We start from the raw sequence: 14,985 nt of genomic DNA, 5'->3' as shown, positions 1-14,985 counted from the left end.
AGCGACTCGACGTACACCAACGACCTCGTAAGGGGGGTCGCGGGGTGCCACTGCCTTGTGTTGGGGCGCTACGAAGCTGTGGATCAACGTCTCGGCGAAGCGGGCTGTTCGCTCACTCTAGAATCATCGAAATCGTGCAAGAATCGCTTGGCCACCCTGGTCTGCGACGCTATGCCCATGATTGAGGAAATCACGGCCGCTGCAATTCCGAAAATTACTGCCGGAAGTAGCAAGCGGAAACTCAGCGCCCAGCAAAGGCAGACCACCATGCCTGCGACGCACGCGGATTTTCTGTCGATCCGTTGGCCGGTCTCGTACGCCTTGACGACAAGTTTGGGCACTTCGCGCTTGCGGACTGTTGCCGCGTGCCAACTGGCGAGAGGGGCGGCAAGGGCAAATATCGCGTAGCAGAGCAACCAGTGGCGCAGGCTCTTGAGTTCGGCTAATGCACTTGGCCATTGGGTGCCGAGGACATGGGTGGGCCACAGGAAGAGAGCGAGCTGAGCTGCTGCGATGAGGAAGGAGACCAGGACGCCCGGCAGGTGCAGTGGGCCAAATAATAGAATTGAGCCGATCTGAATGGAGTAGTAGGCGAGTATCGCGGCGGTGGTTGAAGCTATGGCGATACCAATTGAGAGGTATCCGATCCTATCTGCATGTCCGCGTACGAAGATGCGACCGAACAGTGTGAGGGCGAGCAGTGTATTGGCGCTCGCGACAATTATGGCGAACTCATGCCAGTGATCACGTGTATGATTCTCGATCCGTTCTCGTACTCGGCTCAGCGCATCGTCGTGATCGATCTTCATCAGGGATACCTGCCTACCCTCAGTTCAGGAGGTGATGTTGCTGAAGTTCGATAACTGGGCTCGATCGTCGGTCTTGGTGCCGGCAATGGCGCGAACTCTGCTGAGAGTCGCCAATAGTACTGAACGACGCGTTCCATGGGAAGGGCCCTACGGGTCAGTTGCGTATGCCAGATGGTCGCGAGAATTGGTGGCCCAGTCGGACCCGGTCCGCCCCAGTCGTCCGCTTGGCTCGTCTATACGGGAAAAGCCGGAGGAAGCCCAAGGGTGCTCGTAGTTGACAACAACAGTGACAACGACCGCGCCGGACGGAAGTCGACATCGAGCTACGACGACCGTGTTGTTCGTTGCCAGCAAGGAAGGCAAACATTGGTTGTGACTGGATCTTCGAAAGGGGTCAACGGTCCAATGGTCCGCATATGAGTGCAGGATGAGCGACCGTGATCGTTGCTGGGGGCAAGGATCGGCCGGACCGGACAGCCATCGCGGCGGTCCCATGATCAGGTCATCGTCAGGGCCTGGCGCGACAACCCACGGCCACCGAGGTCAACTAGCAATCACCGATGTGGTGGCTGGCCGGAACGGTGATCGGCGCTCTTCGTCCGTCTTCGATGAAGCGGAGATCAGTTCAACGCCGAGTAGTGTGCTCGGCCCGCAGCTACATAGGCGGCGACCCCGGATGCCGGCCTGCCGTAGTCGAGCCGCCGGGCTGATCAGGTCCGTCAGTGGATTGGTCTGGAACGTCGCGACGCCGGTGACGTGCTCGGGTGGGACGAGGTGGCGAGTGGGCTTCGCGGCGTCGGCGCAGGCCGACCGGGACGGTTGCAGGTCGGGACGTGGCTGCGTCAGCGTGACTAGGCTGGCCGGTACCCGTGCTGACGGCTGAGGTGTATCTCGTGGGTGCGCCGGACCTGCCCCGGTGCGGCGAGGAAGGCGACCGCCGCCGCGATCTCGTCGAGCTCGGTGCGCAGACCGGCACCCGGCCCGGTGCCGTCGTGCTGTCCGATCGTGCCGTCGATGACCACCAGGGCGACGTGGATACCGTCCTCGCGGAGTTCGTTCGCCGCCGCGTGCACCAGCGCGCGGGTGGCGAACGCCCCGGCCGCCCAGAGGCCACTACCAGCCCGCGCCCGCAGGCTGGAGCCGCCGGTGAGCTGGACGAGTGTGCCGCCGCCGGGCCGTAGCGCGGCCGTGCCCGTGTGGAGAAAAGTGAACGTCTGTTCCGCCACGGGTACCGCCCAGGCCCGGAACGCCGCGAGGTCGGCGTCGGCGACCGGACCGCCGCCGAACGGACCCGGCGGTATCCGGGGCGCCGTCGCGTTCACCACCAGGTCGAGCCCGCCCTGCTCGGCTCGGGCGTCCGCGAGGACCTCGTGCAGTTCGTCGGGGTCGGCGGCGTCCGCCCGGACTGCCCGCGCACCCCGGTCCCGCACCGCACGTACCGTCTCCTCGCTGCGGGCGACCGCCGTCACCCGCCACCCGTCGGCGAGCAGTCGGTCGGTTATCGCGCCGCCCGTGTTGCGCGCACCGAGGACGACGGCGCTGCGGGCAGCGTCAGACAAGGCACCCTCCCGGGTTCGACGGAGCCGACGACGCGGGACGTCACCGTCGGCGCGGGTATCCGACGAACCGCGCCGCCCGTGATCGTCTCATCGGACGGCCCGCCGCTTCTCCCGGCCCCGGGCCGGCCGGCGCCGGGTCCATCGTTCAGGTACCGGGGCCGCCGGGCTCAGTCCCGGCGGTCCTCGCCATCGGTCGGACCCGCCGGCGTGCGCTCCGGCCGCGCGTCACCGGACGACCAGTCCACGTGGCCACCGCGACCCCCGGCGCTACCCGCACCCTCGCTGCTGCCCACGCCGGACCTCGGATCGATCGGATTCTCGACCCGGTCGCTGCCCGCCGGCTCGTCGGGCAGCGCGTCCGCGGCCGCGTCGCCGATGCCCTGGAACGTCTCCTCGGCGATGTTCGCCTTCGGTACCGCGATGTCCTCGGCCTTCCGCCGGACCTCGTCCTCGGCCATGATCGACCTCCTCGTTCAGGTATTCGCTGATGTCATACCCGTCGGCCCGATCGTCATGCGGGCGTGACGGTCGGCCGTCGGGCCGCCCGACGGACGAGGGGAGCGGCCGGACCGGTCGGCGGGAATGGGGTGACCGGCCCGGCCGGCCGGGGGAGAATGACCGGGTGCCAGGGCCGGGGGAGAATGACCGGATGCTAGGGCCGGGGGAGAATGACCGGGTGCCAGGATCCGACGTCGACACCGCCGCGGGAGCGAGCGAGTCCCGTTCCGCATCACCGGCCGGGGTCCGGGTCCTGATCACCGGGGCGACCGGTGGCCTGGGGCGGGCCATGGCGCAGGCCCTCGCCGACGCCGGCGCCCGCGTCGTCGTCACCGGCCGCGACGAGGCCCGCACGGTCGCCGCCGCCGGCGAGATCGACGCCGGTCGGGGCCTGGTGGCGGGTACCGTCATGGACGTCCGCGATGAGCGCTCTGTCGCGTCCGGGGTCCGGCGCGCGCGGGACCTGCTGGGCGGGCTGGACGTGCTGGTCAACAACGCCGGTCTCGGGATGCGGACGGTCAACCCGGCGTTTCTCACCGAACCGCACGGGTTCTGGGAGGTCCCGCCGGACGGCTTCCGCGACCTGGTCGACACCAACCTCACCGGGTACTTCCTGGTCGCCCGCGAGGTCACGCCCGGGTTCATCGCGGCCGGCGGCGGCCGCATCGTGAACATCTCGCTCAACGAGGAGACGATGATCCGCCGGGGCTTCGCGCCCTACGGCCCGTCGCGGGCGGGATCCGAGGCGCTGTCCCGGGTGATGGCGGCCGACCTGCGGGAGTACGCGGTGTGGGTGAACGTGCTCCTGCCCGGCGGGGCGACCCGCACCGGCATGGTTCCCGATCAGGTGCCGGAGGCGGTCCGGGAGCGGATGCTCGACGCCTCCGTGATGGCCGCACCGATCCGCTGGCTGTGCTCGCCGGCGGCCGACGGTGTGACCGACCAACGGATCGTGGCGCGGGACTTCGACGAGTGGCTGCGCGCCCGGGCGGTCGAACCCGCGCCCTGAGCCGGGCGGTCGAACCCGCGCCCTGAGCCGGGCGGCGCCGACAGCGCGGACCGGGGCGCCGGGCCCGCCATAGGATGGTCGGCGTGACCATCGGGGTGACCGACGTGCCGGAGCGGGAGCGGTTCGAGGCGCGCGACAGCGACGCCGACGAGGCGCTGGCCGGTTACCTGACCTACCAGCTCACCGGCAAGATCATTGCCTACACCCACGTCGAGGTGACGGTCGGTTACGACGGCACCGACGTGGCCGACGCCCTGACGCGCGCCGCGATGGACGACGCCCGGGTCCGTGGCCGCACCGTCGTCGCGATCTACCCGCCGCTGACGCAGTGGCTGGCCAGCCATCCCGAGTACCGGAAGATCGTGGCCGGATCCAAGAAGATAAGGTAGACGCCGGAGTCCGTCGGCTCCGCTGGTCGCACCCACCGTGCCGGCCGGTGACGTCGCCCGCCGTACGAGGCCGGGAACGCCGTACGGGCCGGGAACGCCATGTGGGGCCGGAACGCCGTACGGGTGGGAATTTCGCCCGCCGCAGGGCGTTGGTCATCGAGGCCTTCCCGCCCGAACCGCGCCGGAGCGCACCGTCGGCGTCCACGCCACCGGCGTCGACCGCCCCGCACCCACCGACCGGTGTAGCCGACGCCACGGTCCGATGTTGTTGACACCACGGAACGACTTGCGGCCGTGCTCCCGTTCGATGTCAGACCAGGCGGCTAGGCTCTCGTGGTCGTCCGGCGGGTTGCTCGATCACCCCCGCGCCGGACGCGCCCGCCCGCCAAGAACTTGGAGTACGACCAGGTGACTGCACAGCCCGAGACCCTGTACGGGGCCGACAACCTCACGCACCTCGAGGGCCTGGACGCCGTTCGCAAGCGACCCGGTATGTACATCGGCTCCACCGACAGCCGTGGCGTCGGTCACCTCGTCAACGAGATCCTCGACAACTCCACCGACGAGGGCGTCGCCGGCCACGCGACCCACGTCGAGGTGACGCTGCACGCCGACGGCTCGGTGCAGGTCGACGACAACGGCCGCGGCATCCCCACCGACATCCACGCCAAGTCGGGAATGTCCGGTGTCGAGCTGGTGCTGACCCGCCTGCACGCCGGCGGCAAGTTCGGCGGCTCGGGGTACAAGACCTCCGGCGGTCTGCACGGCGTGGGCGCCTCGGCGGTCAACGCCCTGTCGCGCCGCTACGACGTCACGGTGAAGCGGGCCGGCAAGGTCCACCAGATGTCGTTCCAGCACGGCGTGCCGGGCGTGTTCGACGGTCCCGGGCCGACCGCGCGGTTCACCCGGGAGTCCGGCCTGCGGGTCACCGGGAAGATGAAGCGCGGCGAGTCGACCGGCACCTCGACCCGGTACTGGTACGACGCCCGGTACTTCGAGACCGGCGCGGCGCTCGACGTCGAGGCGGTCCGCGCCAAGCTGCGCAACACCGCGTTCCTGGTCCCCGGTGTCACCTACGTGCTGCGCGACCAGACCGGCGACGAGCCGATCGAGGAGACGTTCCACTTCCCCAACGGCCTGGTCGACATGGTGGACTTCCTGGCCCCGGCCGGCGACAAACCGGTGTGCGGCACCCTGCTGGTGACGGGCGAGGGCACCTACAAGGAGAACGCCGCCGACGAGAACGGCGTCATGCAGTCCAACGTCGTGCGGCGCGCCGAGGTCGAGATCGCGTTCCGGTGGGGGACCGGGTACGAGCGGACCGTCGAGTGCTTCACCAACACGATCCGCAACATGCACGGCGGTACGCACCGCAAGGGGTTCGAGCGGGCGGCCGTGCGCGCCCTGACCGAGGCGATCCGCAACACCCGCGGCCTGCTGCGGCCCAAGGAGGACCTGCCCACCCTCGACGACGTCCTGGAGGGCATGACCGCGGTCGTCCACGTGCGCATCCCGGAGCCGCAGTTCACGTCGCAGACCAAGGACGAGCTGTCCACCGCCGGGATCACCCGCGTGGTCCAGTCGCTCGTCGAGCAGCACCTCAAGGCGTGGGTGGACGACCGTAAGACGAAGACCGAGGCCCGTACGATCCTGCAGAAGATCGTCGACGCCGCCCGGGTGCGGCTGACCCAGAAGCAGCAGAAGGAGGCCGCCCGGCGCAAGACCGCGCTCGAGGGCGCGGCGATGCCGGCGAAGCTGGTGGACTGCCGGTCTACCGGCGTGGCGCGCAGCGAGCTGTTCATCGTCGAGGGTGACAGCGCGCTGGGCACCGCCCGGCTGGCCCGGTCGTCGGAGTACCAGGCGCTGCTGCCGATCCGTGGCAAGATCCTCAATGTCCAGAAGGCCAACCTCCAGCAGGTCCTCGACAACGCCGAGTGCTCGGCGATCGTCCAGGTTCTCGGCGCCGGCTCGGGCCGCACGTTCGACCTCGGCTCGATGCGCTACGGCCGCGTCCTGATCATGGCCGACGCGGACGTCGACGGCTCGCACATCCGGACCCTGCTGATCACGCTGTTCGCCCGGTACATGCGCCCGGTCATCGAGGCCGGGCGGCTGTACGCGGCGATGCCGCCCCTACACAAGATCACGACCAAGGGCCGTAGCCCGGAGACCATCTACACGTACACGCAGCCGGAGATGACGAACACCGTCGCCCGGCTGGAGAAGGCCGGCAAGCAGATCGTCACGCCGATCCCGCGGTTCAAGGGCCTCGGCGAGATGGACGCCGACGAGCTCTGGGAGACCACGATGAACCCGGCCACCCGCGCGGTCCGGCGGATCACCCTCGACGACGTCGAGGCGGCGGAGCGGATCCTGGAACTGCTCATGGGCGAGAAGGTCGAGCCCCGCAAGAACTGGCTCATCGACTCCGCCAACCGGGTCGACCAGGAGACGATCGACGCATGAGCCCCCGAACCGGCGCGGGCGCGCCCGATCCGACGGCGCCCGGTCCGACGTATGAGCGCACGAGCCACCGCCGCGGTATCCGCGGGTCCGTCGAGGAGAACTGAGCAATGGCACGCCGTAAGGACAATCCGTCTAAGGTCGACCTGTCCGTCTTCGACCAGGCCGGGAAGCGGGTCATCGACCACTCCCTGCAGGACGAGGTCTCGACGTCGTACCTGGAGTACGCGTACTCGGTCATCCACTCCCGGGCGCTGCCCGACGCGCGCGACGGTCTCAAGCCGGTCCACCGCCGGATCCTGTACTCGATGAACGAGCAGGGCTACCGGCCCGACCGCGGTCACGTGAAGTCCGCCCGCGTCGTCGGTGACTGCTTCGTGCGGGGCACGCTCGTGTCCACCCCCACGGGTGTGCGTCCCATCGAGGCCATCGGGATCGGAGAGTACGTTCTCGACGGGCGGGGAAATCCGGTGCCGGTCACTGCCGTCTACGAGAACCCGACCTCCGACCTTGTACGGGTGACGTGGTCGAACGGCCACACGATGGTGGTGACGCCCGGCCAGCGGTTCCGGACGGTGGGCGAGGACCTCACGGCCGGCTGGACGGACGCGAAGGACCTCGTAGGCCGTCTCACCATCGGTTACGGTGCCCGCCGGCACCCACATCTTCGGGGTGACGGCGGAGATCTGTACGACTACGTGCGGGGTCTCGTCGCGGCCGAGGGATTCGCGGTGGACCGTGCCAGACCGGCGGATGGACGGGTGCGAATTCACATGTGCGACGTCGATCCGCTCGATGTCGCGCACGGCTGGGCCATCGCGGTGGGGTTGAACGCGACTCGTGGAAAGCGCGAGGCGAAGAATCCGAGACACCGCGACCAGCACATCCTCACCTTCAGTCGGCACGAGGGCCTGCTCGACGTCGGCCGCCCGCTGAGTGACGCGAAGTCGGTACCGGAAGACGTGCTCGCCGACCGTTCCCGCTGGGTGCCGTTCCTCGCCGGCCTGTTCGACGGCGACGGCTACGTGCGCAAGCGGCATCGTGAGATCGTGTTCGTCAGCACCAGTGTCCGGATGGTGCAACAGATCTATTCGATGCTCGCGGACTCCGGAATTCATGGCCATCACTGGTCGCGGCCAGGAAGTGCCGCGCACAAGTCCCTCCACGGCCTCTCGTTCTCCGGACGAGACGCGGCGATCCTGGCGTCGGCGCTGCTTCGGTGGGTCAAGATCGGTTACAAGCAGGACGGCCTTCACCGGCTTACCGAGATCGAATACCGGTACGGCGGCAAGCAAGGTCATGACCGGCTGCCCTACGGTCCGGTCATCGCCGAGTTCTCGGCGGCCCATGTCGGCGGAGGCTGGTTGCGGGACAAGGATGGGATCGCTTTCCGCTCATCCCTGTCCCCCGGTGGCGGCACGCCGGTGCGGTACGGTAAGGATCGATGGGGCAGACCGCTGGCTGAGCGGTCCTTCCCCCTCTGGCGCGCGGAGCGGGACGGCTGGGTCGATCGGCTACGGCGCATCGGTTCGCCGCTCGCCGAACGCCTTGATGCCCTCTCCGGGGCTTCCTTCCTCCAGGTCCAGTCGGTCGAGCGCGTCGAACCCGACGTCACCTACGACATCCAGGTGGGCGCCGACGAGCACGCGTTCGTGGCCGAGGGGTACGTCGTACACAACTGCATGGGTAAGTACCACCCGCACGGCGACAGTGCGATCTACGACGCGATGGTCCGCCTCGCCCAGGACTTCTCGCTGAACGTGCCGCTGATCGACGGGCACGGCAACTTCGGCTCGCCCGACGACGGCCCCGCCGCCGCCCGGTACACCGAGGCGCGGATGTCGCGGGAGGCCATGCTCCTGGTCGGCGAGCTGGGCGAGGAGACCGTCGACTTCCGGCCCAACTACGACGGGTCGCTGACCGAGCCGTCGGTGCTGCCCGCGGCCTTCCCTAACCTGCTGGTCAACGGCACGTCCGGGATCGCGGTCGGGATGGCGACCAACATGATCCCGCACAACCTGGGCGAGGTCGTCGCGGCGGCCCGGTGGCTGATCACCCACCCGACCGCGACGCTGGACAAGCTGATGGAGTTCGTGCCCGGCCCGGACCTGCCGACCGGGGGAATGCTGCTCGGCCTGGACGAGGTGCGCAAGGCGTACGAGACCGGCCGCGGCGTGGTCCGGATGCGTGCCAAGGTGGTGACCGGCCCGCTGGAGGGCAGCCGGGGCCGCCAGGCCATCACCGTGACCGAACTGCCCTACGGGGTCGGCGCGGAGAAGGTCATCGCCGCCATCACCAACGAGGTCAACAAGACCAAGCGGCTGCAGGGCATCGCCGACGTCAAGGACCTCACCGACCGGGAGAACGGCACCCGGCTGGTCATCGAGTGCAAGGTCGGGGTCAACCCGCAGGCGCTGCTGGCCGACCTCTACCGGCTCACCCCGCTGGAGCAGTCGTTCGGCATCAACAACCTCGTCCTGGTCAACGGGCAGCCGCAGACCCTCGGCCTGAAGGCCCTGCTCGAGGTGTTCCTGGCGCACCGGTACGAGGTGGTCACCCGCCGGACCGCCTACCGGCGCCGCAAGCGGCAGGAGCGGCTGCACCTGGTGGACGGCCTGCTCATCGCGCTGCTCGACATCGACAAGGTGGTCCGGCTGATCCGCGAGAGCGAGAACGTGCAGGCGGCCAAGGACGGCCTGATGCGCCGGTTCAAGCTGTCGGAGATCCAGGCCACCTACATCCTCGACACGCCGCTGCGGCGGCTGACCAAGTTTGACCGGATCGAGCTGGAGACCGAGCAGGAGCGGCTGCGCGCCGAGATCGCCGAGCTGTCGACGATCCTCGACGACGAGAACGTCCTCAAGAAGGTGGTCTCCACCGAGCTGGCCGGCGTGGTCAAGGAGTTCGCCGCCGAGCGGCGCACCACGCTCATCGACGGCGACCTCAAGGAGGTCCTCGCGGCGTCGGTACCCGCCGGGCCGCTCGAGGTCGCCGACGACCCGTGCCACGTGATCCTGTCGGCCACCGGCCTGGTCGCCCGGACCGCCGCGGCGTCCGAGGAGACGTCCGAGGGGCGCCGCCGCAACGGCCGCATCCGGCACGACGCCGTCCGGGCGGTCGTCCCCTCGACCGCGCGCGGGCAGGTGCTGCTGGTGACCAACACCGGCCGGGCGTTCAAGACGGAGGTCCTGCCGCTACCGGTCCTGCCCGAGCAGGCCGGCACGGTGTCGCTGCGCGGTGGCATGTCCGCCAGTGAGCTGGTGCCGCTGCGGCCGGGGGAGAAGGTCGTCGGCCTGGCCCCGCTGGGCGCGCCGGGCGCCGGGTCCCCGGGCCTCGCCCTGGGTACCCGCCACGGCGTGGTGAAGGTGTGCGCGCCGGAGTGGCCGGTCCGCTCCGACGAGTTCGAGATCATCAGTCTCAAGGACGGCGACGAGGTGGTCGGCGCCACCTGGCTCACCGACGGCATCGAGACCCTCGCGTTCCTCAGCACCGACGCGTCCCTGCTGCGGTTCAACGCGAAGGTCGTACGGCCCCAGGGCCTCAAGGGCGGCGGCATGGCCGGCATGAAGCTCGCCGCCGACAGCGAGGTGATCTTCTTTGGTGCTGTCCGCACCGACGACAGCGAACACGGCGAGCCGATGGTGGTCACCTCCACCGGCAGCACGGTGAAGGTCACCCCGCTGTCGGGGTACCCGGCCAAGGGCCGCGCCACCGGCGGGGTCCGGGCCCACCGGTTCCTCAAGGGCGAGGACGCCCTCGAGGTGGCGTGGGTGGGGGCGCGTCCGGTCGGGGCGACCGCGACCGGCGAGCCGGTCGACCTGCCGGAGCCGGACCGGCGCCGGGACGGGTCCGGCGCGGCCGTGGACTGCCCGAAGATCGTCGGCCACCTGATCGAACGGGACTGACCGCGCAGCGCAGGACGGGCGAGGGTCACCGACGCCGATCGCGTCGGTGACCCTCGCCCGCCTACGGCCTGTCTTGACCCCAACCGAGCTTCAGCTTGAACACTGGCCGGGACGCTGCTGGTGCAGTTGGTCGTCGAGGCCGGTGCCCGGATGGTGGCCGCCGCGTTCAGCGCCACCAACCTGGCGCTGGACGCGGCGGTCACTGTCGACTACGCGCGGCCAGGCTGGGTCGAACGGGTACGCGAGGCAACCGATGGTGGCGCGACGAGTGCTCGCCCCGCTGCTGGACGGCCACCGGGCCGGGAGACGGTGCGTGAGCTGCTGAGCCTGGCATTGGAGCGGGCCGCGGAGGGGCGGGGCGGCTGCGGCCGGCGATCGGCGCCACGAACCCGTTACCGCAAGCCGCCGACGCTCATCGCGTCCTGGCCGCGCGCGCGACGATGGGCACGTCGTTGCTGCTGATCGACGCCGAGCCGCCGGTCGGCTCGGGCCTGTCCTGTCGATCATTGAAAGTAGATCGGGCCGGTGACGGGCCAGGCAGGAGCGCTAGGCTGCCGCGCATGACGAGCCGGGTTGGCGACATCGTGGTCGACTGTGCGGATCCCGAGCGGCTGGCCGAATTCTGGTGCGGCGTTCTCGGGTACCGGATCTTTGATCGCGACGAGACGGGGGTGGCGATCCGAGGTGCGGCCGTCTGCCCGGACATCTTGTTCATCCGCGTCCCGGAACGCAAAGCAGCCAAGAACCGGATGCACTTCGACGTGTGCCCCACTGACCAGGACCAAGAGGAGGAGTTGGGCCGGCTGATCGCTCTGGGTGCCCGGCGGTCGAGCACTGTCGGCAGCGGGCGGTGGATAGTGCTGGAAGAGACAGAGGGGAACGAGTTCTGCCTGATGGCGAAGCGGATCCCGCCGGAGCCAGCGCCGTTTCACGATGTGTGACCAGCAGTCCGGCACGAGGAGGGCGAGCAGGACGCTCTCGCTTGCTCATCGAAGCCAGATGACGGCGGCGATGAGCAACAGGCGGGCGCGATAGATCGAGGCACGTTCGGCGAGGCGTGTGGCCCAGCCTCCACAACCAAGATCCCGTTGATGACCTGGCGATGATCGCGCCACCGACCCGCCTGTCCATCAGAGTGCGGCAGCCGCGGCTCGATCACCGCCCACGCCTTGTCCGTCAACCAGCCCGACCGACTACCGACACGTCATCGACGAACGCCTACATGATCGGCGGGGCAGACCCTGGTCGGTGGCTCGTAATCTCGGGTCATGTCGACCGAGATCGTGTTCGAGACGCACTCATGGAGTGAGGACAACGACCAGGGCATCGCCACCGGCTGGATGCCAGGCCGGTTGTCCCCTCGTGGACTCATCCTGGCGGAGCAGCTCGGTGAACGCAGGCGCCAGGACGGCATCGCCGCGGTGTTCGTCTCGGACCTACGTCGCGCAACGGAAACCGCCGACATCGCCTTCGCCGGTAGTTTCATCCCGGTCCTGCACGACTGGCGCCTGCGCGAGTGTGACTACGGCGACTACAACGGCATGCCGGCGGCTGAGCTGCATGAACACCGTGACCGCTACCTCGATGAGCCTTACCCCGGTGGTGAGAGCTGGCGGCAAGCAGTGCGCCGCGTCGGGCGTTTCCTGGATGATCTACCACTTCGGTGGGGTGGCCAACGGGTCCTGATTATCGGGCACGTCGCCACGCGATGGGCGCTCGACCATCTCCTGAATCGGGTTCCGCTGGAAGCCCTGATCAGTACTGATTTCGCTTGGCGGGAGGGGTGGGAGTATCGAGTCGGCGGACCCCATGATCGGCAGGGCAGGACCTAGGCCGCGGGAACCCGTCCGAGCGGACGGTGGCCAGCAGGCACAGGTCGCCGGTGGCGGCATGGCGGCGGGTGAATACCGCGGCGATCCGCGGCGCGGTCCCGGTGAACTCTCTCCATATCGTCATGGTCGTGACGTGATGGGCGGAACGGCGTCTCGGCACGGAGCGAGTTCCATTCGCGGGCCTCAATCGTTGTGCCGGTCTTGTATTCTCCACCGATGCCGACCTTCCACCTTCGTCCCGCGCGTGCGGAGGACGCCGAGGCGGTGGCGACCATCTGGTACGCCGGGTGGTGCGACGGCCACCTCGGGCACGTGTCCGAGGATCTCGTCGCGATCCGTACACCGGAGTCGTTCCGGTCGCGGGCCGCCGACCGCGTCGCGGACACGGTGGTCGCCGTCGCCGGTGACGAGGTCGTGGGGTTCGTGATGGTGGTCGGCGACGAGGTCGAGCAGGTGTACGTGTCGGCGGCCCACCGCGGGTCCGGCGTGGCGGGGCTGTTGCTCGCCGAGGCCGAGCGGCTCGTCGCCGCTGCCGGTCACCGGCGGGCCTGGCTGGCGGTGGTCGCCGGCAACGCGCGGGCCCGCCGCTTCTACGAGCGGTGCGGCTGGGCCGACGAGGGGATGTTCGACTACGCCGCCGCGGTCGAGGGCGGGACGATCGGGGTGCCGGCCCACCGGTACGTCAAGCCGGTCTGATCTCGGGCGGTCGGGCCCGGCGCGGAATCCGGCCCGGGGCGGGTTTACCGCCACCGCCGTGGGAAAGCAGCCTGCGCGTGCACCGCGGGGCCGCCCGCGGGTACCGGTCGTCGGGACGCCGGCGGCACCGGTGGGGTACGCCGATCCGTGACGGGCGCCGGGTACCGAGGGGAGGCCGGGTGGCGACGTACGAGTACCGCTGCCCGCGGGACGGGTCCTTCGACGTGCGCAGTCCGATCGGTACGGCCGCCCCGGCCGTGCCGTGTCCCGCGTGCGGCGACGAAGCCCGTCGGGTCATCTCCGCGCCGGCGCTGGCGCGCACCCCGCGCCCGTTGGCGGCGGCGCTGGACCGCGCGGCGCGCAGCGCCGAGGCGCCCGAGGTGGTGTCGGCGCCGCCACCGCGCCGGGCGGCGTCACCGGCGCGGCCGGCGCGGCCGGTCAACCCCGGGCACGCCCGACTGCCCCGGCCCACCCGATCCTGAGCCCCGCACGGTGACGAACCGCCTCGCATCCGACTTCACGCGAAGGGAACGGCGATGCCCGAGGTCCTGTTCCGACTGGATCCGACGAGGAAGTTCACCGATCAGGAGAAGATCGGCCACAACAGGTGGCACCCGGACATCCCGCCGGTGGCCACCGTCCGGCCCGGCCAGTCGTTCCGGGTGCACTGCCGGGAGTGGTTCGACGGCTGGATGCGCAACGACGACTCGGCCGAGGACGTCCGGGACGCCCCGCTGAGCCGGGTGCACTGCCTGAGCGGGCCGTTCGCGGTGGAGGGCGCTGAGCCCGGCGACCTGCTCATGGTCGACATCCTCGACGTCGGCCCGATGGCGGAGGACTCCGGCCCGCTGGCCGGCATGGGCTGGGGGTACACGGGGATCTTCCACAAGCGCAACGGCGGTGGCTTCCTGACCGACGAGTTCCCCGATGCGTACAAGGCGATCTGGGACTTCCGCGGGCAGAAGGCGACCTCGCGGCACGTCCCGGGGGTCACTTTCACCGGGATGATCCACTCCGGGCTGATGGGTACCTCCCCGTCACATGACCTGCTGACCAGGTGGAACGAGCGGGAGGCGGCGCTGATCGCCCGGGACCCGCAGCGGGTGCCGCCGCTGGCGCTGCCGCCCGAGCCCCGCGACGCGGTCCTCGGCACGCTGTCCGGCGAGGATTTCGAGCGGGCGGCCGGGGAGGCGGCCCGCACCGCGCCGCCCCGGGAGAACGGCGGCAACCAGGACATCAAGAACCTCACCAAGGGGACGCGGGCGTTCTATCCGGTCTACGTACCCGGCGCGAAGTTCTCGGTCGGGGACCTTCACTTCTCGCAGGGCGACGGCGAGATCACGTTCTGCGGGGCGATCGAGATGAGCGGGTACATCGACTTCCACATGGACCTGATCAAGGACGGCATGCGCAAGTACGGCGTCTCGGAGAACACCATCTTCCTGCCGGGCAACACCGACCCGCAGTACTGCCAGTGGCTGGCCTTCTCCGGCATCTCCGTCACGCAGGACGGGGAGCAGCGCTACCTGGACTCCCAGTTGGCGTACAAGCGCGCCTGCCTGCACGCCATCGACTACCTGACCCGGTTCGGCTACTCCGGCGAACAGATCTACCTGCTGCTGGGGGCCGCGCCGGTCGAGGGAAGGTTCTCCGGGGTGGTGGACATCCCCAACTCCTGCGCCACCATCTACATCCCGACCGAGATCTTCGACTTCGACGTACGCCCGACCGCCGCCGGTACGACCAGGGTCGACCCGGGGCGGGGAGCGCCGAGGGCGGGCTTCTGACACCCCGACACGGTTACTGAGCTTTCGCCCCATTTAGT

General features: G+C 69.6%; 12 protein-coding genes and 4 pseudogenes. 12 read left to right on the top strand and 4 right to left on the bottom strand.

The window, feature by feature from the left end; genetic code table 11:
• Window positions 1–83: 83 nt before the first annotated feature.
• From ACNTMW_RS00835 to ACNTMW_RS00825, 3 genes are all read right to left on the bottom strand, one after another.
• Entirely contained in the window at window positions 84–809 is a 726-nt protein-coding gene (locus tag ACNTMW_RS00835) for a hypothetical protein (protein ID WP_426631333.1), read from the bottom strand.
• Between the two features lie 851 nt (window positions 810–1,660).
• On the bottom strand, window positions 1,661–2,368 hold the full coding sequence (locus tag ACNTMW_RS00830) for an SDR family oxidoreductase (RefSeq protein WP_426631332.1): 708 nt from the start codon (window positions 2,366–2,368) through the stop codon (window positions 1,661–1,663).
• Window positions 2,369–2,535: 167 nt separating this feature from the next.
• Window positions 2,536–2,826 (bottom strand): hypothetical protein, encoded by a 291-nt coding sequence (locus ACNTMW_RS00825; RefSeq protein WP_426631330.1) that lies wholly within the window; start codon window positions 2,824–2,826, stop codon window positions 2,536–2,538.
• A gap of 218 nt (window positions 2,827–3,044) precedes the next feature.
• Here ACNTMW_RS00825 and ACNTMW_RS00820 point away from each other — a divergent pair, with 218 nt between their 5' ends.
• The 8 genes and pseudogenes from ACNTMW_RS00820 to ACNTMW_RS00785 all read left to right on the top strand — a co-directional run bounded on the left by ACNTMW_RS00820 (window position 3,045) and on the right by ACNTMW_RS00785 (window position 11,573).
• The gene (locus ACNTMW_RS00820) at window positions 3,045–3,875 is read left to right on the top strand and encodes an SDR family NAD(P)-dependent oxidoreductase (protein ID WP_426631329.1); all 831 of its coding nucleotides are present in this window, start codon (window positions 3,045–3,047) and stop codon (window positions 3,873–3,875) included.
• An 83-nt stretch (window positions 3,876–3,958) separates the two neighbouring features.
• Window positions 3,959–4,264 carry a GNAT family N-acetyltransferase gene (locus ACNTMW_RS00815; protein WP_426631328.1) on the top strand — a complete coding sequence of 102 codons (306 nt, stop codon included), beginning with the start codon at window positions 3,959–3,961 and terminating at the stop codon, window positions 4,262–4,264.
• Window positions 4,265–4,672: 408 nt separating this feature from the next.
• Entirely contained in the window at window positions 4,673–6,730 is a 2,058-nt protein-coding gene (locus ACNTMW_RS00810; RefSeq protein ID WP_426631327.1) for a DNA gyrase/topoisomerase IV subunit B, read from the top strand.
• 107 nt (window positions 6,731–6,837) lie between these two features.
• Window positions 6,838–7,194 (top strand): annotated as a pseudogene (locus tag ACNTMW_RS00805) (DNA gyrase subunit A); the annotation flags it as partial.
• 75 nt (window positions 7,195–7,269) lie between these two features.
• Window positions 7,270–7,851, top strand: a pseudogene (locus tag ACNTMW_RS00800) (LAGLIDADG family homing endonuclease); the annotation flags it as partial.
• Window positions 7,852–8,151: 300 nt separating this feature from the next.
• Window positions 8,152–10,632, top strand: coding sequence for a DNA topoisomerase (ATP-hydrolyzing) (locus tag ACNTMW_RS00795; protein WP_426631718.1), 2,481 nt, complete (start codon window positions 8,152–8,154; stop codon window positions 10,630–10,632).
• A gap of 105 nt (window positions 10,633–10,737) precedes the next feature.
• Window positions 10,738–11,096, top strand: a pseudogene (locus ACNTMW_RS00790) (MDR/zinc-dependent alcohol dehydrogenase-like family protein); the annotation flags it as partial.
• A 96-nt stretch (window positions 11,097–11,192) separates the two neighbouring features.
• Window positions 11,193–11,573 (top strand): VOC family protein, encoded by a 381-nt coding sequence (locus ACNTMW_RS00785; RefSeq protein WP_426631717.1) that lies wholly within the window; start codon window positions 11,193–11,195, stop codon window positions 11,571–11,573.
• A gap of 137 nt (window positions 11,574–11,710) precedes the next feature.
• Here ACNTMW_RS00785 and ACNTMW_RS00780 read toward each other — a convergent pair.
• A pseudogene (locus tag ACNTMW_RS00780) lies at window positions 11,711–11,812 on the bottom strand (IS5/IS1182 family transposase); the annotation flags it as partial.
• An 88-nt stretch (window positions 11,813–11,900) separates the two neighbouring features.
• Between ACNTMW_RS00780 and ACNTMW_RS00775 the strand changes: the two are divergent.
• The 4 genes from ACNTMW_RS00775 (at window position 11,901) to fmdA (ending at window position 14,947) form a co-directional block, all read left to right on the top strand.
• On the top strand, window positions 11,901–12,464 hold the full coding sequence (locus ACNTMW_RS00775; RefSeq protein WP_426631326.1) for a histidine phosphatase family protein: 564 nt from the start codon (window positions 11,901–11,903) through the stop codon (window positions 12,462–12,464).
• Between the two features lie 216 nt (window positions 12,465–12,680).
• Entirely contained in the window at window positions 12,681–13,160 is a 480-nt protein-coding gene (locus tag ACNTMW_RS00770; RefSeq protein WP_426631325.1) for a GNAT family N-acetyltransferase, read from the top strand.
• 179 nt (window positions 13,161–13,339) lie between these two features.
• A complete protein-coding gene (locus ACNTMW_RS00765; RefSeq protein ID WP_426631324.1) occupies window positions 13,340–13,642 on the top strand; it encodes an FmdB family zinc ribbon protein in 303 nt (100 codons plus the stop codon).
• Between the two features lie 54 nt (window positions 13,643–13,696).
• Entirely contained in the window at window positions 13,697–14,947 is a 1,251-nt protein-coding gene (fmdA, locus tag ACNTMW_RS00760; RefSeq protein ID WP_426631323.1) for a formamidase, read from the top strand.
• Window positions 14,948–14,985 lie beyond the last annotated feature (38 nt).

It is taken from the genome of Planosporangium spinosum, assembly GCF_049999945.1.
In the GTDB taxonomy this organism is placed as follows: domain Bacteria; phylum Actinomycetota; class Actinomycetes; order Mycobacteriales; family Micromonosporaceae; genus Planosporangium; species Planosporangium spinosum.
The sequence above is the reverse complement of the archived record's forward strand: the minus strand, read 5'-3'. Positions and strand labels throughout refer to the sequence as shown.